Raw genomic sequence first — 24,024 nt, forward strand, 5'->3', positions numbered from 1 at the left:
CAGAGTGTCCGGTTTTCGGGGTCCACCTCAGATTTCGCCGGCCAGGATCTCACCTTCACTTACCACTACGACTTTGGTGATGACTGGACCCATGTGATCCGGATCGAGGAATGGCTGTCCCTCGATCCCCTGCCCCGCCACGCAGAATGCACCGAAGGGGCCCGTGCCCGGCCGCCCGAGGACGTCGGCGGCCCCTGGTCCTATGCCGATTTCCTCGAGACCATCCGCGACCCGAACCATGAAGACCATATGTCCAACCTTCGCTGGGCCGGCGGGCATTTCGACCCGGACTGGTTCGACATCGAGCTGATCAACAGGGATCTGCGCAACACCTTCCGCAAGAACACCAGCCGACGCCTGCATCAGCCCAAGCCAAAGCCTTCTGGTCGGTGAGCGCAGAGGGCTCGGCCCTCAAGGCGCTGGCAAGGGCCCTGATGTCCACTCCGCCCGGATGTTCAGATTTCTGGCATCGCCTCTGTGCCCGCCTGGATGCATCCCATCGTAAAACAGATCGTCGCCTACGTCGGAAGGCCGCCCCCCATCAAATACGCTCCTTATGTGCGACCGGATTGCGCGTCTTGCCGTCGTTCCTTGGCTCCCACATCAATGATACCTATACGTATCTTCAGACAACATGAAGATATGGATACAGATCATATTCTTGCTGTTTTAGCGGGATGATGATATGTTTTCAGATCAATGTCGATCACATGAATCGCAAAGGTATCCTTGGTGCCCGAAACAACCTCTCTTCACACGATCGGCGCACAGCTTCGCCGGGCGCGGCTGGCCGCCGGGTTGACCCAGGAACAGGTCGCCGAGTTGGCCGGCATTTCCCGCCCGCGCTACCGCGACATCGAGACGGGCGCCGCCGCCGCGCGCGCCACCACGCTGATGAATGTCGCACGCGCGCTCGGGCTCGAGATGATGTTGATCCCGCAATTCCTGGTGCCCGCGGTCGACACCCTACTCAGCCCCGAGGCTGGGGAGGATGCCCCGGCATTCGCACCGCAGCCGGAGCCTGACGATGAGCGCTGAACCAACCGCCGCCAGCGTTCAGGCGCTCGACATTTTCCTGAACCAGCACAAGATCGGTACCATCGTCCGAACCCCGGGCGATTTCAACGCTTTCAGCTTCGATCCTGCCTATCGCGCGACAGGTGGGTACCCCATCCTCAGTCTATCCTTCCGGGCGGCGAATGGCGGGCTGCGGAAGGATCCGCGGCCGATCGCAGGTGCCCTGCCGGCCTTCTTCGCCAACCTGCTTCCCGAGGACAAGCTGCGCGACGCGATGGAGAAGCATCACGCCGGACGCGTCCGTCCCGGCAATGACTTCGACCTGCTCGCAGCGCTCGGGGCCGATCTGCCCGGCGCGGTGCGCGCCCTGCCGGGCGACGGTCCTGCCCTGGCCACGGCGAAGCCCACGCAGACGGCGCCGAAAGCTCGTTTCTCTCTGGCCGGCGTCCAGATCAAGCTCTCGGTGATGAAGAACACCGGCAAGGGCGGCGGGCTGACCGTGCCGCTCGGCGACGGCGACGGACAATATATCGCCAAGTTCCCCTCCACGGCTTTTCCGGCGGTGTCGGAAAACGAATTTGCCAACCTCGCACTGGCCGAAGCGATCGGCATGGAGGTGCCCGAGCGCGAGCTTGTCACCCGCGACCAGTTCGACGGCATCCCAGCGGAATTCGAGACTATGACCGAAGGGCGGGTGCTGCTGCTGCGCCGTTTCGATCGCGGGCCGGGCGGCCAGCGCATCCATATCGAGGATTTCGCCCAGGTGTTCGGCATTCCTCCCGCGCGCAAATACGAAGGTGCAGCCTATCACGACATCGCATCAGCGCTCAGCATCGCCATTTCTCCGTTGGCGGCGCTGGAGTTCGTCCGGCGTCTTGCGCTCTCGGTGATCATGGGCAACGGCGACATGCACCTGAAAAATTGGTCGCTGATCTACCCCGGGGACGGCAACGCCCCTGCCTTCGCGCCCTCCTACGACCTGCTCTCGACCATCCCTTATCTTCCTGCGGACGACCTGGCCCTGTCGCTCGGCGGCGAACGCGCCTTCAAAGCACTGACCTCGGCGCGCTGGAAGACTTTCGCTAACCGCGCCAAGCTCCCCGAACCCGCCGTTTTGAAGGCGGTTGCCGAAACCGTTCAGGCGGTCGACGCGCATTGGTGGGATCTGCCCGAACGCGCCGTCGTACCCGGCGCGGTCCTGGAGCGCATCGACGCCCATGTCCGGACGATGACGGCCATTCTGGTCGGGTGACCGGGCGACCGGAGTCGGGAATTTCCGGACCAGCCCCAGTTGGTGATCATGGATCGGCAAGCCATATCGGCAGTGACAATCTGTCCAACCTAATGGCGGGACGGACACTCCATTCAGACGAAATTCATTCAGCCTGCGCGGGTTGCATGAAGATCGCGGCTACGGCGGCTGAATCGCGACGTATCGCGCGAATGAGAAGGAAACAAAGCACGAAAACTCGTGTGCAAATACTGCACACATAACCCATCAAACACTTGATTTACAACAACAATCCACCTTATCCATCATCGGCGCGACGGAGAGCCGCGCGGCGCGGGTGAGGGAATGGGGGCCGGACATGGGATCGCTCCGCCCGGTTCGGCGCCCGGTTCGGCGTGCCGGCCCGGGTTCGGTTTCGGGCGAGCTATAACACAGCCGCCCGCGCAGGCAAAACCCCGCGCGGGCGGCCGATTTTCAACGGGTCGTCAGCTCAGCGCCAGCCAAGCTCAGCGCCAGCCAAGTTCGGGGGCGACGTATTTCAGGATCGCCTCGATCACATGGGCGTTATACTCGACGCCCAGCTGGTTCGGCACGGTCAGCAGCAGCGTATCGGCTTCGGCGATCGCCTCGTCCTGACGCAGCTGCTCGATCAGACGTTCGGGCTCGGCGGCATAGCTGCGCCCGAAGACCGAGCGCGTCTCGTCGATGAAGCCGATCTGGTCGCGGTCACCGCGCTCGGCGCCGAAATACATCCGGTCGAGATCGCTCACCAGCGCGAAGATCGAGCGGCTGACCGACACCCGCGGCGTGCGGGTATGGCCGGCCTCCGCCCAGGCCTCGCGATAGGCGCGGATCTGCTTCGCCTGCTGGACGTGGAACGGCTCGCCGGTCTCGTCATCCTTCAGGGTCGAGCTTTGCAGATTCATCCCGAGCTTCGCCGCCCATTGCGCCGTCTTGTTCGAGCCCGCGCCCCACCAGATGCGTTCCCGCAGCCCTTCCGAATGCGGTTCGAGGCGCAAGAGCCCCGGCGGGTTCGGGAACATCGGCCGCGGGTTCGGCCGCGCGAAGCCCTTGCCCTTCAGCACCTCGAGAAGCGCCTCGGTGTGCCGGCGCGCCATGTCGGCATCGCTCTCGCCCTCGGCGGGCTGATAGCCGAAGTGACGCCAGCCCTCGATCACCTGTTCGGGCGACCCGCGGCTGAGGCCAAGCTGCAACCGCCCGCCGGCGATCAGATCGGCGGCGCCCGCGTCCTCCGCCATATACAGCGGATTTTCGTAACGCATGTCGATCACGCCGGTGCCGATCTCGATCTTGCTGGTGCGTGCGCCCACCGCCGCCAGAAGCGGAAACGGCGAGGCGAGCTGCCGGGCGAAGTGATGCACCCGGAAGTAAGCGCCATCCGCCCCGAGCTCCTCGGCCGCGACCGCAAGGTCAATCGACTGCAACAGCGCATCTGCGGCCGAGCGCGTGCCCGACTGCGGCGAGGGCGACCAGTGGCCGAAGGACAGGAATCCGATCTTTTTCATTTCGTTCCCCAATATCAGGCGATCCCGCGCAGCAACGCGGGATCTTTGGTCTCAGATCTAGGAGGACGCGGTGGCCGGCGCATCCCCCGCCGCCGCTCAGCCAGTGTGCAGCCATGCGCAGATCGCCCGACTCCCCGGATTTCTCCCGGAAAACCGTTGCGGCGGAAGGCATTTTGACGCATCACCGACCCCGCAATCATGCCCGCAGCCCGTGCAGGAGTTTCCGATGCAGCGTCCGCCCCTCGTCATCACGATCCAGAGCCAGGTTGTCATGGGTCAGGTCGGCAATTCGGCGGCGGCGTTCCCGATGCAGGCGGCGGGCCTCGAGGTTGCGCAGATCCCGACGGTTTTGTTGTCGAACACGCCGTTCTATCCGACGTTGCGCGGCGGCTCGCTGCCAGAGGAGTTCTTCGCCGATCTCTTGCGCGGTGCCGAGGAACGCGGCCTGACCGAACGGGCCGCCTATATCCTGACCGGCTATGTCTCGTCGCCGGCGATCGCCGAGATGACGGCGGATTTTGTCGCCCGCGCCAGGGCGGTCAATCCACGCCTCACCTATATCTGCGATCCGGTGATGGGCGACACCAAGCCCGGCCTTTACGTGCCCGAGACCATCGCGCGGGTGATCTGCGACCGGCTCTTGCCGCAGGCCGATATCGCGACGCCCAACCCGTTCGAGGTCAGCTATCTGTCGGGCGTGACGATGACCCATCCCGAGGACATCCTCGAAGCGGCGCGCAAGATGCGCCTGCGTCCCGAGGCCCGGCTGATCGCCACCGGCTGCCGCCTCGCCGGCACGCCCGAAGGCATGATCGAGACCGTGGTTCACGGCCCCGAGGGCACCAGCCGCCATCCGGTGACGCTGCAACCCGCCCATGTCAGCGGCACGGGCGATCTGTTCGCGGCGCTGGTGACGGTCGGGCTGGCGCGCGGCTTGGCGCTGGCCCATGCCGTCGATCATGCACAGGTGCAGATGTCGCGTTCCATCGCGCGCTCCATCGCGCTCGGCCTGCCCGAGGTGGCGCTCGACGATCCGGCGTTCCGGCGCGATCTGCTCAGCTTCGGGATGCCCGCGGCACTCGTCTGACCGGTTTGGTTTTCAGTTACGTTTCATCCAAGGGAGGCCCCCGATGCCCCAGACAGCCCCCGAAAAAATCCGCACCGCCCTGGTAACCGGCTCGTCGGGCTTCATCGGCTATCACCTGTGCCAGCGGCTGCTGAGCGAAGGCTGGCGCGTGCACGGGATCGACAACCTGTGCGATTATTACGACGTCACGCTGAAGGAACGGCGCCAGGCGATGCTGCTGCAGCATCCCGGGTTCTCGGTCACCAATGACTCGATCCAGTCGCCGGGCGTGATGATGGAGTTGTTCTCGCGCCTGAAGCCCGATGTGGTGCTGCATCTCGCCGCTCAGGCGGGCGTGCGCTATTCGATCGAGAACCCGCGCAGCTACCTTGAAAGCAACATCAACGGCACCTTCGAGATTCTGGAAGCCGCCCGCGCCCATCCGCCGGCGCATATGCTGCTCGCCTCGACCTCCTCGGCCTATGGCGCGAACACGGTGATGCCCTATGTCGAGACGCAGAAGGCCGACCATCAGATGTCGTTCTATGCCGCGACGAAGAAGGCGACCGAGTCGATGGCGCATTCCTATGCTCATCTGTTCGGCCTGCCGGTGACGATGTTCCGCTTCTTCACCGTTTACGGCCCTTGGGGCCGGCCTGACATGGCGCTGTTCAAGTTCACCAGAGCGATCCTCGCGAATCAGCCGATCGACGTCTACAACCACGGCGACATGAAGCGCGATTTCACTTACGTCACCGATCTGGTCGAGGCGATCCGGCTGCTGATAGACGCCGTTCCGGTGCGCCCCGAGGACGGCATCGTGCCCGAAGGCGACAGCCTGTCGCCGGTGGCGCCCTGGCGTGTGGTGAATATCGGCAATGGCGATCCGGTTCAGCTGGTCGATTACATCGCCGCCATCGAGGCCGCGACCGGCAAGACCGCGATCCGCAACCTGATGCCGATGCAGCCCGGCGACGTGCCCGCGACCTGGGCCGATGCAAGCTTGCTGAAATCGCTGACCGGCTACGCACCGAAGACCCGGGTTCCCGAGGGCGTGCGCGCGTTCGTCGAATGGTACCGCGATTACTATCAGGTCTGACGGTCCGTCCTGAGGACCCGGCCGGGTCGAGGGGCTCTGCCCCTCGGCCTTTCAGGCCTCACCCCAGGATATTTGCGGCAAAGCGAATGGAAAGCGCGCTCTGCCCCTTTCGCTTTGCCGCAAATATCCCGGGGGAGCGGCGCAGCCGCGGGGGCAGAGCCCCCGGCGACCTGCGGGCAGCGCTCAGACGCGGCCGAGCTTTTCCTGCCGCGCGGCGCGCAGCCGGGCGAAATCGTCTCCGGCGTGATAGCTCGACCGGGTCAGCGGTGTCGCCGAGACCATCAGGAAGCCCTTGCCATAGGCGGCGCGCTCGTAATCCTTGAACTCGTCGGGCGTCACGAAACGGTCGACGCGGTGATGCTTCGGCGTGGGCTGCAGATACTGGGCGATGGTCAGAAAATCCACATCTGCGGCGCGCATGTCATCCATCACCTGACGCACCTGAACATGAGCCTCGCCAAGGCCCACCATGATGCCGGATTTGGTGAAGATGCCGGGGTCGAGTTCCTTCACCCGCTGCAGAAGGCGCAGCGAATGGAAGTAACGCGCGCCGGGGCGCACCTCGGGGTAAAGGCCCGGAACGGTCTCGAGGTTGTGGTTGAACACGTCGGGGCGCGCTGCGACCACGGTTTCCAGCGCCTCGGGGCCGCATTTCAGGAAGTCGGGGGTCAGCACTTCGATCGTCGCCTGCGGCGCACGGTGACGGATCGCACGGATGGTCTGGGCGAAATGCTCGGCCCCGCCATCGGCCAGATCATCACGGTCGACCGAGGTGATGACGACATGTTTCAGCCCGAGCTTTTCGACCGCATGGGCGACGCGGCCCGGCTCGAACACGTCGAGCGCGTCGGGCCGGCCGGTGGCGACATTGCAAAACGAGCAGCCGCGGGTGCAGACCTCGCCCATGATCATCATCGTCGCATGACCCTGAGACCAGCATTCGCCGACGTTCGGGCAGCCCGCCTCCTGACAGACCGTCACAAGACGGTTCTCGCGGATGATCGCGCGAGTGTCCTCGTAGCCTTGCGAATTCGGCGCCCGGACACGGATCCACTCTGGCTTCTTCGGCTGGGCCTGATCCGGACGATGGGCCTTCTCGGGATGTCTTTCGCCGGGAATCTTCAACTCGCGCACGGTCTGTCCCCTTTTCGCGGCTGGGTTCATTCCGGGAGATAGGACAAAACCGGGCCGCAGGCAATGCGCAGGCAAAGACGAGACACGCCCGCGGCCCGGTCGGAGTGCCAGCGTCAGCCGATGAGCGGCATCGCGCCACCGTAAACCTCGTCATAATGGCGCTTCAGCCGGATCAGCGCGATACGCAGCACGATCTTGCCCGAGCGCGCCGACCAGCCGAGGCGGCGCTCCGCGCTCTCCAGCCCCTCGAGGAAGCAGCAGCAGCGCAGCACCATATCGCCCAGCCCCGGCCCCAGATCGCGCAACGCCGCCGCCACGCGTTCGCGGGCGCGCTCCGATCCGCCGCCGAGGCTGGCTTCGCGGTAGCTGCCGCGTTCGCCGCCGCCGGTCAGGAAGCGTTCCCAGTTCTGCGCCACGCGCGGCCCCATCTGCGCGAGCTCGAAATCCTCGCGCAACCGCTCGCCCGCGGCGACGAGTTCGGGGCCGAGGAACGGCTGCCCGTTCGCGTCGCGCCGCCGCGCCAGAACCCCGAGCGGGCTTTCGGCGAGGTTGGTGCGCCCCCTCCCCTCGGTCCCGGCCGGCCGGCCCCAGTCGCGGTGCTGGGCCGCGAACAGGCCGCCGTCGTCCTCTTCCTCGGGGTCGAGGCCACGGGCAACGCGTTCGGCCTCGACCATCCGGCGCAGCGCGCCCCGCCCCGCGAGGGTGATTTCATAGGTGGTGACGCGGCCGGTGTGGCGGATCTGGATCCAGTCCTTCAGCGCCAGCCCCTGCGCCGTCGCCCGCTGGGTGACGGCTGTGCGCACCGAGGCACGCATCACCACGGCCTTGTCCATCTCGGGGGCAACGGCAAGCTGGGCGCCGGGCTCCGCGAGACGGCGCAGGATGCGCTGTTCCTCGCGCGCGGTCAGGTCGGCCGGGTCGGTGCCGGGAACTGCACGGGCGGTGTCGGCGGCGGGATCGGGACGGCGAGCGGTCATGGAGAGATCCTTCGTGCTGACGGTCTCCTGCGCGGAAAAGGTCTGGCCGAGCTGACTGAGGGCTTCGTCCACCAGAGGATCGTCGCGCCGTTCCTCGATCCGGCGAACACGGCGCAGGATCGTCGAGGCATGGCACCCTTCCGCGCGGGCAAGCTGCCGGATCGGGATCCCCTCTTCGACATGCCGGATGTAAAGCCTGGCATGATCGGGCAACCAGCCGGGAAGCCCCGGCGTGGTCGGGGTGGTGATGCTCATGTTCTCCCCCAGTCAGGCGCGGCAAGGTCGGGTCCGCAAAGGTAAACCGTGAGTTGCAATCGTTACCCGCTCGTTAACGATGCGGGCAAAACCGAGAATTGTTGAGAAATGATAAATTTCTCCGACCGTTGCGTGCGCAGATCGGGGCGGATGCGCAACGGGGCCGCAGCGGCGCCATTGTGGACGAACCGACACCCAGTGCGACACCACGAAGGAGAGCCCGATGTCCGATCTGCGCCAGATCCTGTCCGAGCTGCGCCGCCCGCGCCTCTTGATGCGCGCCGCTCGTTGCGGTCAGCCCGATTACGTCCGTGCCCGCGATCTGCGCCGGCTGCTGCGCCGGCACGACACACCGGCACCTGCCGAGGCGCTCGTTGCGCTGATCGGGATCGAGGCCGGGATCGAGGAGGAACGCCAGGCCGGTGGCGCGGGTTACAACGCGCTGCGCCACATCGAGGTGATGATCGCACTGATGTCCGAGGCCCGCACCGTTCTGGCAGGCCACGCCAATTCGGGTGCTACAGGGTCAGACGACCCGGCGGCAGGCACCCTGCCCCTCGCCGCCGAGTAGCTCAGCGAAACAGCACCAGCGCGCCCGGCGCCCAGCCGATCCGGGTGCGCGTGCCCACGTCCAGCACCGGCCGGCCGAAGACGTTGCGCATCGAGATCCGCACCGGCTTGTCCACCCCGTCGAGGCGGACGTCGTAATACGTCATGTCGCCGTAATAGACCACTTCATCGATGATGCCGGCGGCCTCATGCGCGGCGGCGGGCTGGCCTTCGTAAAGCAGGGTCAGGGTCTCGGGGCGGAAGCCCACGGCGGGCTCGCCGCCGGTGCGCGTCGCCGCGACCTGATCGGGGGCGACATCGAGCCGACCGAGACCGGCCACATCGAGCGACACGCCCGCCCCGCTTTCGCCCGTCACCGTCGCCGGCAGGAAGTTCATCACGCCGATGAAATCCGCGACGCGGCGCGAATCCGGATGGCGATAAAGCGTCTCGGGATCGGCGAGCTGGGCGATCTCGCCGTCGAACATCACCGCGATGCGGTCCGACATGATCAGCGCCTCTTCCTGGTCATGGGTGACCAGAACGAAGGTGATACCGAGCTCGCGCTGCAGCTTCATCAGCTCGACCTGCATTTGCTCGCGGATCTTCTTGTCGAGGGCCGACATCGGCTCGTCGAGCAAAAGCACCTTGGGCTTCAGGATCAGCGCGCGCGCAAGCGCCACGCGCTGACGCTGACCGCCCGACATCGCATGGGCGGCGCGCGGGCCATAGCCCTTGAGGCCGACCATCTCCAGCGCTTCCTCGACCGCCTTCGCCTTCTCGGCCTTCGAGCGCGGATCGCGGCGCAGACCGAAGCCGACGTTCTCGGCCACGCTCAGATGCGGGAAGATCGCGTAGCTCTGGAACACCATGTTGGTCGGGCGCCGGTTCGCCGGCACGTTCGACATATCCTTGCCGTCGATCAGCACCGCGCCCGAGGAAATGTCCTCGAACCCCGCGATGGTGCGCAAAAGCGTAGTCTTGCCGCAGCCCGACGGGCCGAGCAGCGAGAAGAACTCGCCCGCGCGGATCGTCGCGGTGATGCCGCGCAGCGCGTGATAATCGCCGTAATACTTCTGCACCTCGCGGAACTCGATCATCGTCGGGCGGGTCGCAGCGGCGGATGCGGTGGTCTTGGGTATCACAGGAAGCCTCCGGTGTCCTTGCCGCCGGTGCGCGCGATGCCGCGGCGGCGGAAATATTCGGCAATGGTCAGCAACACGATCGAGGCGGCCACCAGACAGGTGCCAAGCGCCATGATCATCGGGATCTGTTTCGGGAACCTGAGCTGCGAGAAGATATAGGTCGGCAGCGTGGTCTGCTCGCCCGCGAGGAAGAAGGCGATGATGAACTCGTCGAGCGAGATGGTGAAGGCCATCAGGCACGAGGACACGATCCCCGGCAGAACGAGCGGCAGGGTGATCAGACGGAAGGTCGAGATCTTGCCCTCGCCGAGATCATAGGCCGCCTCTTCGAGCGAACGGTCGAGCGAGCTGAACGCGGCATTCAGCACCGCGATGGCATAGGGCGTGGCCGCCAGAACATGGCCGAGGATCACGGTGAAGATCGACAGCGGAATGCCGATCCCCAGAAGCACGATCAACAGCGACACCGCCACGATGATCTCGGGCAGCACGAGGGGCAGCATGATCAGCCCCATGATCCCCGCCTTGCCCGGAAAGTCGAACCGGGTCGAGGCACGCGCCGCGAAGATGCCGAGCGTGGTCGCCAGAATCGCCGTCGAGACCGCGATGATCAGCGAGTTCTTCAGCGCATGGCCGAGGTTCACGTTGGTGAACAGATCGTCGAACCATTGCAGCGTGAAGCCCTTCAGCGGGAAGGCGATGATCGTGCCGTCATTGAAGGCGAAGACCGGCAACAGCACGATCGGCGCATAGAGAAAGACCAGATAGGCCAGCGAAAACAGGCGCAGCGCCGGAGATTTCATCCCTTCGGCCCCCTCAGGAAACGCCGGTTCAGCATGAGGAACAGCAGCGCGATCGCCGCCACCACCAGCATCGCGCTGACCGCGATCGCCGAACCGAGCGGCTTGTTGTCGATCTTGAGCATGTTCTGCTGGATCATGTTCGCCACCATCGGGAGCTTGCCGCCGCCGATCAGCTCTGGCGTGACGTAATCGCCGATGGTCGGGATGAACACGATCATCACCGCGCCGATCACGCCGGGCATCGCCAGAGGCAGCGTCACCCGCCAGAAGGTCATGAACCTGCTCTCGCCGAGATCCTGCCCCGCCTCGAGGAAGGAGCGGTCGATCTTCTCCAGGCTGACAAAGATCGGCAGGATCGCGAAGGGCGCATAGGAATGGGCGAGCGTGACCGCGATGGCACCGACCGAGTTGAGCATCTGCAGCGGATGATCGACGATGCCGAGCCCGGTCAGCACCGAGTTGATGACGCCGTTGTAGCTCAGGATCACCTTCCACTGGAACACCCGGATCAGATAGCTGGTCCAGAACGGGATGGTGATGAGAAACAGCCACAGCGACTTCTTCTGCGCCGGCAGCACGAAGGAGATGAAATAGGCGACCGGGAAGGCCAGTCCCACCGTCACCGCCGTGACCAGCACCGACACCCAGACCGAGCGCAGCAGGATCGCGCGGAAGATCGGGTCGGACCAGGCCTGGACGTAGTTTTCGGTGGTGAATTCGTGGATCACCGTCAGGTAGCCGTCCTTGAAGAAGGAATAGGCCACGATCATCACCAAGGGAGCCGCCAGCATCAGCAGCGCGTAAATCAGCGTCGGGCTGATCATCAGATAGCCGTTGAACGCCTCGGTGCGCGTCCAGCGTGTCTTCACCGGTCCAGCCATGGTCCCCCGTCTCAGATCGGTCGTCTCGGCGTTGTCGCCTCGGTTCCAGCGTTGCGGGTTTGCCCGTCGTTTGGGGAAAGGTTGCACGTCGCATCGCCGCGCGAAAGAGGGTTCAGCACGGAAATCAGGCAGTTTCAGTGAAAAACTCACCAGTCGCCGAAATATCGGGCGGAACCGAAAGATCAGACCGGCAGATCGGCCGGGGGAGAATCCAGCAATTGCCTGAGCCGGTCCAGGGCACGCTGGAACCGTTCCTCGGACACGCCGCCGGAGAGCGCGATGCGCACCGCGTTCGGCGCATGGCCGTCTTGCAGCACATATTCGTCGGCCGAGCGCAACAGCACGCCTTCGGCCTCGGCCATGCGGGTGAAGGTCGAAGCGCGCCACCCCGTCGGCAGTCGCAGCCAGACGAAGCTCAGCCCCGGTTGCCAGCCGAGATCGAGATTGCCGAAACTGCGCAGCAGGATCTGCAGCCGCCGGCCCATCTCGTCCTGTGCGGCATGGCGCAGCCGCATCGCCTCGCCCGAGGTGAACAGCCGCGTCGCGATATCGGTGACCGGGCGCGGCAAGCCGAAATAGCTGTGCTGCGCGGTCAACCGACCGGCCTCGCCCATGCCCTCGGGTGCGACGACGATGCCGAATCGCATCCCCGCCGAAATCGTCTTGGACAGCGACGTCACGTGCCAGGCCCGCTCCGGCGCCATCGCGCGCAGGCTGTCGAGCCCCGACACCGGCGCAGTGTAACAATCGTCCTCGACGATCTGCAGATCGTGACGACGGGCGACCTCGGCGATGGCGCGGCGTCTTTCCATGCCCATGCGCGCGGTGGTCGGGTTCTGGGCGTCGGGGGTGATGCAGACCATCTGCCCGCCGAAGCGCCGGCAGGCGGCATCGAGGGCCTCGGGCACCATCCCCTCGGCATCGAGGGCGACCGGCACCACCTCGGCGCGGTTCAGCCGTGCGGCATGACGAAAGCCCGGATAAGCGAGTTCCTCGCACAGCACCACCGGCCGGTCGCCGCGCAGACAGCACTGCATCGCCACGTTCAGCCCATTCTGTCCGCCAAGCGTCAGAACGATGTCGTCGGGCGTGACCACCGGTCCGAGAGAACAGCCGGAAAACCATTCGACCGCCGCCTCCCGGCAATAGCGGTCGCGCCGCAGCCCGGGATATTCAAGCCAGCTCTGCCCGATCTCCTGCGCGGCCTCGGTCATTGCGCGCGACAGGGCCGCGGTCTGGCCGACGTCCGGCAGCTGCGGCGAGCGCAGATCCACCACCCCGTCATCGTCGTCCGGGTCGGTCATCGACTGGCGATACAATGGCTCTGTCGGGCCGAGCCGACGCGACTGAGTGGACACGAAAGTTCCGCGGCCCACCGCAGCCTCGAGCAGCCCCTCCTGCGTCGCGATCTGATAGGCGCGGGCGACCGTGCCCGGCGTCACCCCGAGACGCCAGGCCAGATCGCGCACCGTCGGCAGCCGCATTCCCGGCGCCAGATCGCCGCGCCGCACACCGTCGCGCAGTGCCCGGACCAGCGAAAGATACTTCGGGCCGGCCGATTGTGTCAGTTCAGGATGCCATTTTGTATCAGTCACAATGTTTCCGTAGGGCTTATTGTGTTGCTATTGTATTTATTTGTTACCGAAACAATGGAATTGTATCAACACAAAAGGTGCCAGAATGTCTTCGCTGTCGCAGCGCTCCGTGTTTTCCGCCGCCACCTCCCGGGTGAACGTCCGCACGCTGTCGCGTGTCGTGGCGGGCTGGCTGAACCTGCGCCGCAGCAAGATCGCGCTGAGCAAACTCGACGACCGGCTTCTCGACGATGTCGGGCTGAGCCGCAGCGAGGCCGAGCGGATCATCGACCGCTGGTTCTGATCTCCCCGAGGTAGGTGCCGCAGTCCCCTGTCGGCCCTCTTCCTGAGCCGGGCGCACAGCGTCCGGCTTTTTTTCATGCCGATCGTCATCCCGTCTCCGGCTGGCGTGGCCCTTCCCGCCGGGCGCAGCGGGGGCTCTGCCCCCTCGGGCCTCGCGGCCCTCACCCCCGGGATATTTGCGGCGAATCGAAAGGCAAAGCGCGCGCTCGTCCTTTTCAGCCTTCCGCAAATATCCCCAGGGACCGGAGCGGAGCGGAGCGCCCGCATCTTTTTGCCGCCGATCCCGCCCGCCGGCCGCTTTGGGCTTGACCTTCCGCCCCGGTGGTTCAAGAACTCGGTCATCATGACGACTGCATCCCTTCGCATCGACCTCGATGCCATCCTTTCGAACTGGCGCGCGCTGGACGCGCTCTCGGGCACGGCGACGCAGACCGCTGCCGTGGTCAAGGCGGATTGCTACGGGCTGGGGGCGTCGCGCATCGCGCGGATGCTGGCCCGCAACGGTGTGCGCACATTCTTCGTGGCCTGTGCCGAGGAGGGCGCGACGCTGCGCCAGATCGTTGGCGAAGCGCCCGAAATCTTCATCTTGTCGGGCCATTGCGCGGGCGACACCGAGATGATCGGCGACCTGTCGCTGACCCCGGTGCTGAACTCGGCCGAGCAGATGCACCGTCATTTCGAAGCTCTGCCGGGCGCGGCCTTCGGTATTCAGCTCGATACCGGGATGAACCGGCTCGGCTTCGAGGCTTCGGACTGGTTTGCGGCCGCACCGGCCGTGCTCGCCGCGGGGCCGAAGCTGATCATGAGCCACCTCGCCTGCTCGGACGAGGCCGATCATCCGATGAACCGCCAGCAGCTGACCGAATTCAAGCGCATGACCGAAGGCATGAAGGTGCCGCGCTCGCTGTCGGCGACGGGAGGCATTCTGCTCGGCTCCGAGTTCCATTTCGATCTGGTGCGTCCGGGCATCGGCCTTTACGCCGGCCGCCCGTTCGAGGCGGGCACGCCCGCCGTCACCTTGTCGTTGCCGGTGATCCAGACCCGCGAGGTCCATCCGGGCGAAACCGTGGGCTATTCCAACGCCTGGACCGCCGAGACGGAAACCCGCGTCGCGACCGTCGCCGCGGGCTATGCCGACGGTCTGTCGCGGCGCCTCGGAAATGTCGCGACGCTTTGGGCCGGCGACATCCCCTGCCCGGTGATCGGCAAGGTCTCGATGGACCTGATCACCGTCGACATCACCCATCTCGACGAGGTGCCCGATGCGCTCGATCTGATCGGGCCGAACCAGCGCGTCGATGCGATCGGCGATCTGATCGGCACCATCGGCTACGAGATTCTCACCTCGCTCGGTCATCGCTATCAGCGCAGCTATGTCGGGGGTGCCGCGTGATCGCACGCCTTCTGGCGTTCATCGGACGCTCGGTTCTTTCGGGGCTTGCCGGGGCAGGCAAGGTCACGCTTTTCGCAATCGAGGCGGTGTCGCACCTGGTGCGCCCGCCGTTCTACGGGCGCGAGTTCCTGTCGGCGCTGCTGCAGATCGGCTGGCTGTCGCTGCCGGTCGTGGGGCTGACCGCGATCTTCACCGGCGCGGCGCTGGCACTGCAGATCTATGCCGGCGGCGCCCGGTTCTCCGCCGAATCGGTGGTGCCTTCGATCGTCGCCATCGGCATGACGCGCGAGCTCGGCCCCGTTCTCGGCGGTTTGATGGTCGCGGCGCGCGTGGCCTCCTCCATCGCGGCCGAGATCGGCACGATGAAAGTGACCGAGCAGATCGACGCTCTGGTCACCCTCTCGACCGACCCGCTCAAGTATCTGGTCGCGCCGCGCCTGCTGGCCGCGGTCATCAGCGTTCCGCTGCTTGTCGGCGTGGGCGACGTGATCGGCGTGATGGGCGGTTGGCTCGTGGGGGTGGAGCGGCTGAACTTCAACTCCGCCACCTATATCCGCAATACTTGGCAGTATCTGGAAACCTGGGACGTCATGTCGGGTATCCTGAAGGGGGCGGCGTTCGGCTTCATCGTCGCGCTGATGGGCTGCTATTACGGCATGAACTCGGGGCGCGGTGCGCAGGGCGTGGGCCGGGCCACGAAGACCGCGGTGGTCGCGGCCTCGATCCTGATCCTCGCCGCGAACTACGTCCTCACGGAGGTCTTCTTCTCCAAATGATCGAGATTCACGGCCTCACCAAATCCTTCGGACCGAAACACGTGCTGCGCGGCATCGACCTGTCGGTCGTGCGTGGCGAAAGCCTCGTGGTCATCGGCGGCTCGGGCACCGGCAAGTCAGTGCTGCTGAAATGTATCCTGGGGCTGAACGCGCCCGACGGCGGCAGCATCGTCATCGACGGCAAGCCCGCCACCGGCCACGCCGGCGCTTCCGAGCGCGAGGAATTCCTGTCGAAATTCGGCATGTTGTTTCAGGGCGCGGCGCTGTTCGACAGCCTCACCGTCTGGCAGAACGTCGCGTTCCGGCTGCTGCGCGGCGCCAATCGCAAACCGCGCGCCGAAGCCCGCGCCATCGCCCTCGAAAAGCTCAAGCGCGTTGGTCTCGGCCCGGATGTGGCCGACCTCTACCCGGCAGAGCTGTCGGGCGGTATGCAAAAACGCGTCGGCCTCGCCCGTGCCATCGCGGCCGACCCGCAGGTGATCTTCTTCGACGAGCCCACGACCGGCCTCGATCCGATCATGGCCGGCGTCATCAACGAGCTGATCCGCTCCATCGTGACGGAAATGGGCGCGACGGCGATCACCATCACCCATGACATGACCTCGGTGCGCGCCATCGCCGACAAGGTGGCGATGCTGCACGACGGGGTGCTGCGCTGGCAAGGCCCGGTGGCCGAGATCGACACCACCGACGACCCCTACATTCAGCAGTTCATCCACGGCCGCGCCGAAGGCCCGATCGAAGCCCTGCGCTGAGAAACAGCGCGGCGCCGGGTCGGACACCGCGCCGCGCTCTCCCTTTCGGCTTTCCGCAAATATCCCGGGGTGTGGGGGCAGAGCCCCACTCCGCCGCTTGCCGCCTCTCCTCCGCTCTGGCACAAAGGCCGACATGGCAAAGGCCCCTCTGCAATTCACCTGCACCTCCTGCGGTGCGCGCTTCCCGAAATGGTCGGGGCGCTGCGATGCGTGCGGTGCGTGGAACAGCATCGTCGAGGAAGCGCCGCTCTCCGCCTCAGGGCCGAAGGGCAAGTCGCTCGGCGGCGCCAAGGGCAGGCTGATCGCGCTCACCACACTCGCCACCGAGGAGCCGCCGCCGCCGCGCACCTGCTCGGGCCTCGTCGAGTTCGACCGGGTTCTGGGCGGCGGTCTGGTGCCGGCCTCGGCCATTCTCGTCGGCGGAGATCCCGGCATCGGCAAGTCGACGCTGCTGTTGCAGGCGGTCTCGGCCTTCGCCAGGGCCGGGCTGAAGTGCCTCTATATCTCGGGCGAGGAAGCCTCGGCCCAGGTGCGGATGCGCGCGCAGCGCCTCGGGCTCGCCGATGCCTCCGTCAACCTCGGCGCCGAGACCAACCTGCGCGACATTCTCACGACGATGGAGGCCGAGCGCCCCGACCTCGTGGTGATCGATTCGATCCAGACCATGTGGGCCGACAGCGTCGAGGCCGCGCCCGGCTCCGTCAGTCAGGTCCGCGCCGCGGCGCATGAGCTGGTCACCTTCGCGAAGTCGCGCGGCGTGTCGGTGATCCTCGTCGGCCATGTCACCAAGGAAGGCCAGATCGCCGGCCCGCGCGTGGTCGAGCACATGGTCGACACCGTTCTCTATTTCGAGGGCGAGCGCGGCCATCAGTTCCGCCTGCTGCGCGCGGTAAAGAACCGCTTCGGCCCGGCCTCGGAAATCGGCGTGTTCGAGATGACGGGCATGGGGCTGGCCGAGGTGGCCAATCCCTCGGCGCTGTTCCTCTCCGAACGTGGCCAGCCTGCGCCCGGCTCCGCCGTCTTCGCGGGGATCGAGGGCACGCGCCCGGTTCTGACGGAAATTCAGGCGCTTGTTGCGCCCTCGACCCTCGCCAGCCCGCGCCGCACCGTGGTCGGCCTCGACTCGGGGCGGATCTCGACGATCCTCGCCGTCCTCGAAAGCCGCTGCGGTATCCCGTTTGCCGGGCTCGACGTGTTTCTGAACGTCGCGGGCGGCATGAAGGTGACGGAACCCGCCGCCGATCTCGCTGCCGCCGCGGCGCTGCTGAGTGCGCGCGAGGACGTGGCACTCCCGTCGGATCTGGTGATTTTCGGGGAAATATCTCTGTCGGCGGCACTGCGCCCGGTGTCTCAGGCGGAAAACAGGTTGAAAGAAGCCGAGAAACTTGGTTTCACACAGGCGATCGCGCCGCAGGGAACCAAGGTGACCGGCAGCGACGGGATGCGGCTGCGCACGCTGCCGGATCTGGTGACACTTGTTGGGGACATGTTCGGCGCGGGATAGTGCCGGGGACGCGGGGATCATGGAAGCCTTTACCATCGTTGACGCCATCGTGGCGGTCGTCGTCATCCTGTCGGCCATCCTCGCCTACAGCCGCGGTTTCGTGCGCGAGGGGCTGGCCATCGTCGGCTGGATCGCCGCGGCCGTCGTCGCCTATCTGTTCGCGGCACAGGCGCGGCCGCTGGTGGCGCAGCTGCCGGTGCTGAACAAATTCCTCGGCGACAGTTGCGAACTGGCGACCATCGCCGGTTTCTCGGCGGTCTTCGCGGTGGCACTCGTGGTCTTCGCGATCATCACGCCGCTGTTTTCCTCGGTTGTGCAGCGCTCCGCGCTCGGCGGTCTCGATCAGGCGATCGGGTTCCTGTTCGGCGTGCTGCGCGGTATCGTTCTCGTCGCGGTCGCCCTGATCCTCTATCAGCGCGTCGGCCTCGAGGCGGGCGTGCCGGCGGTCGACAATTCGCGCGCCGCCAAGGTCTTCTCAGCGCTGAGCACCAAGCTCGAATCCTCGGTGCCGACCGATGTCCCTGCCTGGATCGTCAGCCGTTATGAGCATCTGGTGGCCGATTGCGCCGCGCCGGGCACCGCCCCGGCCGCCGAAACGCCCGCCGCGAACTGAGCGCCAGGGCCGCCCGCTCCGGGCTCTGTGCAGCCCGGCACGGATCGGGTCCGCCCGCGCACAGTCAATATGACGATGAAATGACGCATTTCCCCAAGCGAGGGCTTAACAGCCCGTGCGTTTCGGACTAAGTGTCTCGCGCAAGCCCACCCGGATCGGAGCCCCTCCCATGACAGAACCGGCCAGCCCCCGTTTTTACGCCCATCCCTTCGACGACGACGAGCTGCACGAAGAGTGCGGCGTCTTCGGCGTGATCGGCGTGGCCGACGCCGCGAACTTCGTCGCGCTCGGGATGCACGCGCTGCAGCACCGCGGCCAGGAAGCGGGCGGCATCGTCGCGCACGATCCGGAGAAGGGCTTCAACTCGGCGCATCGCTTCGGCTATGTGCGCGACAATTTCACCAAGGCCTCGCTGATGGAGGCCCTGCCCGGCCCGCTCGCCATCGGCCATGTGCGCTATTCGACGGCCGGTTCCAAGGCCGCGGTGATCCGCGATGTGCAGCCGTTCTTCGGCGAGTTCTCGCTCGGCGGCGCGGCGGTCGCGCACAACGGCAACCTGACCAATGCCGAGGCGCTGCGCCGCGAGCTGATCGAGCATGGCGCGATCTTCCAGTCGAGCTCGGACACCGAGTGCATCATTCACCTGATGGCGCGTTCGTATCAGAAGACCCATCCCGACCGGCTGGCCGATGCGCTGCGCCGGGTCGAGGGCGCGTTCTCCATCGTCGCGATGACCGATACCGCGCTGATCGGCGCGCGCGACCCGATGGGGGTGCGTCCGCTGGTGCTGGGCCGGCTTGGCGACAATGCCTATGTGCTGTCGTCGGAGACCTGCGGCCTTGACATCATCGGTGCGCATTTCGTGCGCGAGATCGCGCCGGGCGAGATGGTGGTGATCCAGAACGGCAAGATCGAAAGCTCGCGTCCGTTCCACGCCTCGCAGTCGCGGTTCTGTATCTTCGAGCATGTGTATTTCTCGCGTCCCGACAGCATCATCGGCGGCCGCTCTGTCTACGAGACCCGGCGTCAGATCGGTGTGGAGCTCGCGCGCGAAGCCCCGGTCGAGGCCGATCTGGTCTGCCCGGTGCCGGATTCGGGCACGCCCGCGGCGATCGGCTACAGCCAGGAATCGGGCATTCCCTTCGCCCTCGGCATCACCCGCAACCAGTACATGGGCCGGACGTTCATCGAGCCGACCGAGCAGATCCGCAACATGGGCGTGCGGCTGAAGCTGAACGTCAACCGTTCGCTGGTGCAGGGCAAGCGGGTGATCCTGGTCGATGACTCGGTGGTGCGCGGCACGACCTCGCGCAAGATCAAGGAGATGATCCTCGATGCCGGCGCAGCCGAGGTGCATTTCCGTATCGCCTCCCCGCCGACCGCCTGGCCGTGCTTCTACGGCGTCGACACGCCGGACCGCTCGAAGCTGCTGGCGGCGCGGATGAGCGAGGACGAGATGCGCGACTGGATCGGCGTCGACAGTCTGAAGTTCATCTCGCTCGACGGGCTGTATCGCGCGGCTGGCGAGGCCGAGGGCCGGAATTCCGCCTGCCCGCAGTATTGCGATGCTTGCTTCTCCGGCGAATATCCGGTGGCCCCGGCCGATCAGATCGCCAAGGGCTTCGAGATGAAGCCGCTGAAAGCGGCGGAATAAACTTACTGCCGGAGGTCTGTCGGCGGACGCGAAGGGGGCTCTGCCCCCTCGGGCCTCCCGGCCCTCACCCCCGGGATATTTTCGGAAAGATGAAAAGAGCCGCCGAAAGGCGGCTCTTCTGCGTTCGACGATACGATTGCCCGGCGGTCAGAAGGCCAGGCCGAGCGCGCGCGCCTTGCGGTAGAACGTGGCCCGGCCGATGCCGAGGGCGCGTGCCGCGGCTGCGACATTGCCACCGCTGCGGGCGAGCGCCTGTGCAAGGACCGCACGCTGCGCCTCATCGAGAGAGCCGCCCTCAGCCCCGATCAGATCGGTGGCGGGGCATGGTGCGAAATGCCCTTCCCCCAGCCCGAAACGGCGGCGCGCGCTGCGTGTCGCGCCGATCACCAGATCGTCGCGGTCGAGGGCCAGAAGTGCCACCCCTTGCGTGCTGTCCTCATTGGCCGACAGGATGCGCGCCCCCTGAAACCTCAGCCGGAACAGCTCTGCCTCGATGCGCTGCGCGGCATCCTGAACACTGAGCGCCAGCAGCTGAGCCCAGGCGTCGGGCGTATCCTCGCGCACCGAGCTGATGTCGATCACCCCGACCATCGATCCCTCGGCCCCGAACACAGGTGCGCCAGAGCATTTCAGTGCCCCGTGCGGAGCGCGGAAATGCTGGTCGCGCCAGACCGTGACCGGACGGGCCTCGGCAAGGCAGGTGCCGATTCCGTTGGTGCCTTCCGCCCCCTCGGACCAGTCTGCCCCGGAAACCAGGTTCATGCGATCGAAAGCTCCACGATCGGCATCGCGCACCCGCTCGTCGAGAACAATTCCTGCCGCATCCGACAGCATGACGGCACAGCCTGCCTCTCCCACTGCGCGCGACAGCCGATCGAGCGCCGGGCCCGCCACGCGCACCAACTCTCCCGCGGCATCGCGCCGGGCCCGGATCTCGGCCAGAGCCATGCGCATCGCCGGCCCCCGGCTTGAAGGATCGAGCTTGTGATGAACCAGAGAACGCCGCCAGCTCGCGGCAAAGGCACTCAACCCCTCGCGGGCCGAAGTCGACACGACCGAGCGCACCCGCCCGACATGATCGGAAACATACGTTCCATTCTGCGGCATGTCAAAAAGCCTCCCCTCTTTCTGGCATCCCAGTCAGACAAGGATAAAGCGATCTCGGCACAAGTAAACAGGCCAGATCGTCAGACACGGTTAGCAAGGCTTCAATTTCGACATCCGGACAGCGGAAGCACGCCGTGCCCTTTCGCTTTGCCGCAAATATCCCGGGGGTGAGGGCCGTCAGGCCCGAGGGGGCAGAGCCCCCTCTCCGCCCGCGTCGCGGGACAAGGCACCCGGTCGCCCGAAACCGATCATTCCTCGTCCTGATCGAGATCCTCATCCTGCCAGCCGGGTTCGTGACGCTTGCCGCGAAATCCGGTCGCGACGACGAATTTCTCGGTCGAGTCCTTGCGCGAGGCCGGCGGCTTCACATTGACAACCTTGGTGAAATTCTTCTTCAGGATGGTCAGCAATTCCTGCTCGGTGCCGCCCGCCAGAACCTTGCACACGAAGGTGCCGCCGACGTCGAGCACATCGAAGGCGAAGAACGCCGCGTGTTCGCACAGGTCGATGATGCGCAGATGGTCGACGTTGTGATTGCCCGAGGCCTTCGCGGCCATGTCCGACATCACCACATCCGCATTGCCGCCGAGCCAGGCCTTCACCTGCTCGTCCGCGCCCTCTTCCAGAAAATCGAGCTGATGGATATCGGCGCCGGGGATCGGGTCGACCTCCTGCAGATCGACGCCCAGCACGGTGCCGACCTTCTTGCCCGACTTCTCTCCAAGCGCATTGACCCGGCGCACCGCCACCTGGCACCAGCCGCCCGGCGCGCAGCCCAGATCGACGACCCGCGCCCCCGGCACGAGAAAGCGATATTTCTCATCCAGTTCCAGGATCTTGTAAGCCGCGCGGCCGCGATAGCCCTCTTTCTTCGCCAGCAGCACATAAGGGTCGTTCAGCTGCCGCTCCAACCAGCGGGTCGAGCTGATCTTGCGTCCCTTGGCGGTCTTGACGCGCACGCGCAGCTCGCGCTGGCCGCGGCCGGAATTCGTCGTGCCGCCGATACCCGTGGGTGTCTTGCTCATCTGATCGGTCCCATCTCTTTCAGCACGCCATCGGCGGCCATTTGTGCATAAAGCAGCCCCTCGCGCAGGCCGCGGTCGGCCACCGACATCCGGTCGGTCGGCCAGATCCGCATCAGCGCCTGCAAGATCGCGGCGCCCGACATGATCAGCGTGTGCCGGTCACGCCCGATGCGCGGATCGGTCCGCCGCCCCTCGGGGCCGAGCGTCAGGAACGAGCGGATCACCGCGTCGATCTGCCCCGACGACATCGTCATCCCGTCGACCCGCGTCCGGTCATAGCGCTTCAGCCCGAGGTGACAGGCCGCCACCGTCGTCACCGTGCCCGAGGTGCCGATGATCTGGAACCCCTCGCGCGCCACGCCGGAATTGTAGGGCGAGAAGTTGCACAGCTTCTCCTCGAAATACCACGACATCAGCGCGAAACGCGCGGAATCGTCCTCGACATCGGCGAAATGGTCCTTCAGCGTCGCCACCCCCAAGGGCACCGAGATCCAGTCCACCACCCGCGCCTGCGGCAACCCGTCGTCGGGCTGGTTGAACCCGTTGCCGAGGCGCATGATCGCGCGGGCGCGTTCGGGGTGCGGCACCTGCGACAGGTCCATCCACACCAGTTCGGTCGAGCCGCCGCCGATATCGACGACCAGCAACTGCTCGGTCGAGGGATTGACCAGCGAGGCGCAGGAAATCACCGCGAGACGCGCCTCTTCCTCGGCCGGGATGATCTCCAAGGGCAGGCCGGTCTCGCGCCGGACGTAGCGCAGGAAGTCTCGCGCGTTGCCCGCGCGCCGGCAGGCCTCGGTCGCGACGAGGCGCATCCGCTTCACGCCATGCGCTTCGATCTTGCGCCGGCAGATCTGCAAGGCCTGCACGGTGCGCGCCATCGAGCTGCGCGACAGCCGGCCAGAGGCTTCGAGCCCCTGTCCCAGCTGGACCGCTTTCGAGAAGCTGTCCACGACCTCGAACTGATCCCCCTTCGGTCGGGCGATCAGCATCCGGCAACTGTTGGTGCCGAGATCGAGCGCAGCATAAAGCTCGCCCTTCTCGGCGTGTCTGGTCTGGGTCGGCTCTACCGTTTTCGGGAACGCGCCCACAGACCGGGGACGCCTGGGCGCCATCGTCACGCCCTCCGATTTCAAGTTACCCCCAAGTTAGCGTTTCGGGCCGGGTTCTTCAAGGCACCGCGACGCGGGCACCCGCGGTCTAGGGAGAGAAGTCGCAGGGCTTGCATCCGCCCCGCCCGCCGGGCCACAGTGGCGCCGGAGGCCCCCGATGTTCCTGACCTTTTTCGACGCCCTCAGGCGTGCCGGTGTGCCGGTCGGCCCGCGCGAGTTGCTGGACCTGCTCGGCGGGCTGGCGGCGGGGCTGTGCGCGGGCGACGTGACCGCGTTCCACGCCTTCGCCCGTGCCGTTCTGGTGAAGGACGAACGATATTACGACCGCTTCGACCGCGCCTTCGCCGAAACCTTCGGCACCCTCGACACCATCCCCGAGGCCGAGGTGATGGCCGCGCTCGATCTGCCGGAGGACTGGTTGCGCAAATTGGCCGAGCGCAGCTTCTCCGCCGAGGAAAAGGCCGCCGTCGCCGCGCTCGGCGGGTTCGAGGCGCTGATGCGCACCCTGCGCGAGCGTCTGGCCGA

At 66.1% G+C, this 24,024-nt stretch carries 23 protein-coding genes and 1 pseudogene; 14 read left to right on the plus strand and 10 right to left on the minus strand.

Going from position 1 to position 24,024, the window contains the following annotated elements:
• The 3 genes from CG50_RS14645 to CG50_RS14655 all read left to right on the plus strand — a co-directional run.
• Positions 1–393: plasmid pRiA4b ORF-3 family protein (locus CG50_RS14645; protein WP_036639959.1), on the plus strand; the 393-nt coding region annotated here is incomplete at its 5' end.
• A gap of 339 nt (positions 394–732) precedes the next feature.
• Positions 733–1,038 (plus strand): helix-turn-helix domain-containing protein, encoded by a 306-nt coding sequence (locus CG50_RS14650; RefSeq protein ID WP_231564835.1) that lies wholly within the window; start codon positions 733–735, stop codon positions 1,036–1,038.
• Positions 992–2,269, plus strand: coding sequence for a type II toxin-antitoxin system HipA family toxin (locus CG50_RS14655; protein ID WP_245615751.1), 1,278 nt, complete (start codon positions 992–994; stop codon positions 2,267–2,269). The genes CG50_RS14650 and CG50_RS14655 overlap by 47 nt, the downstream gene beginning before the upstream one ends.
• A gap of 485 nt (positions 2,270–2,754) precedes the next feature.
• Here the strand turns inward: CG50_RS14655 and CG50_RS14660 are convergent, their stop codons facing one another.
• Positions 2,755–3,774 carry an LLM class flavin-dependent oxidoreductase gene (locus tag CG50_RS14660; protein WP_036639969.1) on the minus strand — a complete coding sequence of 340 codons (1,020 nt, stop codon included), beginning with the start codon at positions 3,772–3,774 and terminating at the stop codon, positions 2,755–2,757.
• Between the two features lie 226 nt (positions 3,775–4,000).
• On the opposite strand from CG50_RS14660, the gene pdxY reads away from it, so the two are divergent.
• A complete protein-coding gene (gene pdxY / locus CG50_RS14665; protein ID WP_036639971.1) occupies positions 4,001–4,861 on the plus strand; it encodes a pyridoxal kinase in 861 nt (286 codons plus the stop codon).
• A 67-nt stretch (positions 4,862–4,928) separates the two neighbouring features.
• The gene (locus CG50_RS14670; protein ID WP_036640007.1) at positions 4,929–5,939 is read left to right on the plus strand and encodes an NAD-dependent epimerase/dehydratase family protein; all 1,011 of its coding nucleotides are present in this window, start codon (positions 4,929–4,931) and stop codon (positions 5,937–5,939) included.
• Between the two features lie 183 nt (positions 5,940–6,122).
• Here the strand turns inward: CG50_RS14670 and lipA are convergent, their stop codons facing one another.
• The gene (lipA, locus tag CG50_RS14675) at positions 6,123–7,103 is read right to left on the minus strand and encodes a lipoyl synthase (RefSeq protein WP_152559552.1); all 981 of its coding nucleotides are present in this window, start codon (positions 7,101–7,103) and stop codon (positions 6,123–6,125) included.
• Between the two features lie 83 nt (positions 7,104–7,186).
• Entirely contained in the window at positions 7,187–8,305 is a 1,119-nt protein-coding gene (locus CG50_RS14680) for a DUF6456 domain-containing protein (RefSeq protein ID WP_036639976.1), read from the minus strand.
• Positions 8,306–8,528: 223 nt separating this feature from the next.
• On the opposite strand from CG50_RS14680, the gene CG50_RS14685 reads away from it, so the two are divergent.
• Positions 8,529–8,876, plus strand: a complete 348-nt coding sequence (locus tag CG50_RS14685; protein ID WP_051910055.1) for a DUF6477 family protein — start codon at positions 8,529–8,531, stop codon at positions 8,874–8,876.
• Between the two features lies 1 nt (position 8,877).
• Here CG50_RS14685 and CG50_RS14690 read toward each other — a convergent pair whose 3' ends face one another.
• The 4 genes from CG50_RS14690 to CG50_RS14705 all read right to left on the minus strand — a co-directional run bounded on the left by CG50_RS14690 (position 8,878) and on the right by CG50_RS14705 (position 13,278).
• Positions 8,878–9,954 carry an ABC transporter ATP-binding protein gene (locus tag CG50_RS14690; RefSeq protein WP_036639977.1) on the minus strand — a complete coding sequence of 359 codons (1,077 nt, stop codon included), beginning with the start codon at positions 9,952–9,954 and terminating at the stop codon, positions 8,878–8,880.
• Between the two features lie 41 nt (positions 9,955–9,995).
• Positions 9,996–10,802, minus strand: coding sequence for an ABC transporter permease (locus tag CG50_RS14695; protein WP_036639980.1), 807 nt, complete (start codon positions 10,800–10,802; stop codon positions 9,996–9,998).
• Positions 10,799–11,683 (minus strand): ABC transporter permease, encoded by an 885-nt coding sequence (locus CG50_RS14700; RefSeq protein WP_036639982.1) that lies wholly within the window; start codon positions 11,681–11,683, stop codon positions 10,799–10,801. Before CG50_RS14700 ends, CG50_RS14695 begins: the two co-directional genes overlap by 4 nt.
• A gap of 182 nt (positions 11,684–11,865) precedes the next feature.
• Complete coding sequence (locus CG50_RS14705) at positions 11,866–13,278, minus strand: aminotransferase-like domain-containing protein (RefSeq protein WP_036639984.1); 1,413 nt, start codon at positions 13,276–13,278, stop codon at positions 11,866–11,868.
• An 85-nt stretch (positions 13,279–13,363) separates the two neighbouring features.
• On the opposite strand from CG50_RS14705, the gene CG50_RS14710 reads away from it, so the two are divergent.
• The 7 genes from CG50_RS14710 (at position 13,364) to purF (ending at position 20,255) form a co-directional block, all read left to right on the plus strand.
• Positions 13,364–13,561: a DUF1127 domain-containing protein gene (locus CG50_RS14710; RefSeq protein WP_036639986.1), complete on the plus strand. Its 198-nt coding sequence runs from the start codon at positions 13,364–13,366 to the stop codon at positions 13,559–13,561.
• Between the two features lie 342 nt (positions 13,562–13,903).
• A complete protein-coding gene (gene alr, locus CG50_RS14715) occupies positions 13,904–14,953 on the plus strand; it encodes an alanine racemase (RefSeq protein WP_036640011.1) in 1,050 nt (349 codons plus the stop codon).
• Positions 14,950–15,729 carry an MlaE family ABC transporter permease gene (locus CG50_RS14720; RefSeq protein ID WP_036639989.1) on the plus strand — a complete coding sequence of 260 codons (780 nt, stop codon included), beginning with the start codon at positions 14,950–14,952 and terminating at the stop codon, positions 15,727–15,729. The genes alr and CG50_RS14720 overlap by 4 nt, the downstream gene beginning before the upstream one ends.
• A complete protein-coding gene (locus CG50_RS14725; RefSeq protein WP_036639990.1) occupies positions 15,726–16,484 on the plus strand; it encodes an ABC transporter ATP-binding protein in 759 nt (252 codons plus the stop codon). Before CG50_RS14720 ends, CG50_RS14725 begins: the two co-directional genes overlap by 4 nt.
• A 133-nt stretch (positions 16,485–16,617) precedes the next feature.
• The gene (gene radA, locus CG50_RS14730) at positions 16,618–17,988 is read left to right on the plus strand and encodes a DNA repair protein RadA (RefSeq protein WP_036639992.1); all 1,371 of its coding nucleotides are present in this window, start codon (positions 16,618–16,620) and stop codon (positions 17,986–17,988) included.
• Positions 17,989–18,007: 19 nt separating this feature from the next.
• Positions 18,008–18,601, plus strand: a complete 594-nt coding sequence (locus tag CG50_RS14735) for a CvpA family protein (protein ID WP_036639995.1) — start codon at positions 18,008–18,010, stop codon at positions 18,599–18,601.
• Between the two features lie 169 nt (positions 18,602–18,770).
• Positions 18,771–20,255, plus strand: a complete 1,485-nt coding sequence (gene purF / locus CG50_RS14740; RefSeq protein WP_036639998.1) for an amidophosphoribosyltransferase — start codon at positions 18,771–18,773, stop codon at positions 20,253–20,255.
• A gap of 147 nt (positions 20,256–20,402) precedes the next feature.
• Here the strand turns inward: purF and CG50_RS14745 are convergent, their stop codons facing one another.
• From CG50_RS14745 to CG50_RS14755, 3 genes are all read right to left on the minus strand, one after another.
• Complete coding sequence (locus CG50_RS14745; RefSeq protein ID WP_036640000.1) at positions 20,403–21,362, minus strand: GAF domain-containing protein; 960 nt, start codon at positions 21,360–21,362, stop codon at positions 20,403–20,405.
• A 248-nt stretch (positions 21,363–21,610) separates the two neighbouring features.
• Positions 21,611–22,387: an RlmE family RNA methyltransferase gene (locus CG50_RS14750; protein WP_051910056.1), complete on the minus strand. Its 777-nt coding sequence runs from the start codon at positions 22,385–22,387 to the stop codon at positions 21,611–21,613.
• A complete protein-coding gene (locus CG50_RS14755; RefSeq protein WP_036640003.1) occupies positions 22,384–23,502 on the minus strand; it encodes a Ppx/GppA phosphatase family protein in 1,119 nt (372 codons plus the stop codon). The genes CG50_RS14750 and CG50_RS14755 overlap by 4 nt, the downstream gene beginning before the upstream one ends.
• 154 nt (positions 23,503–23,656) lie before the next feature.
• On the opposite strand from CG50_RS14755, the pseudogene CG50_RS14760 reads away from it, so the two are divergent.
• Positions 23,657–24,024 (plus strand): annotated as a pseudogene (locus tag CG50_RS14760) (VWA domain-containing protein); the annotation flags it as partial.

The organism is Paenirhodobacter enshiensis (assembly GCF_000740785.1).
Classification (GTDB): Bacteria; Pseudomonadota; Alphaproteobacteria; order Rhodobacterales; family Rhodobacteraceae; genus Rhodobacter; species Rhodobacter enshiensis.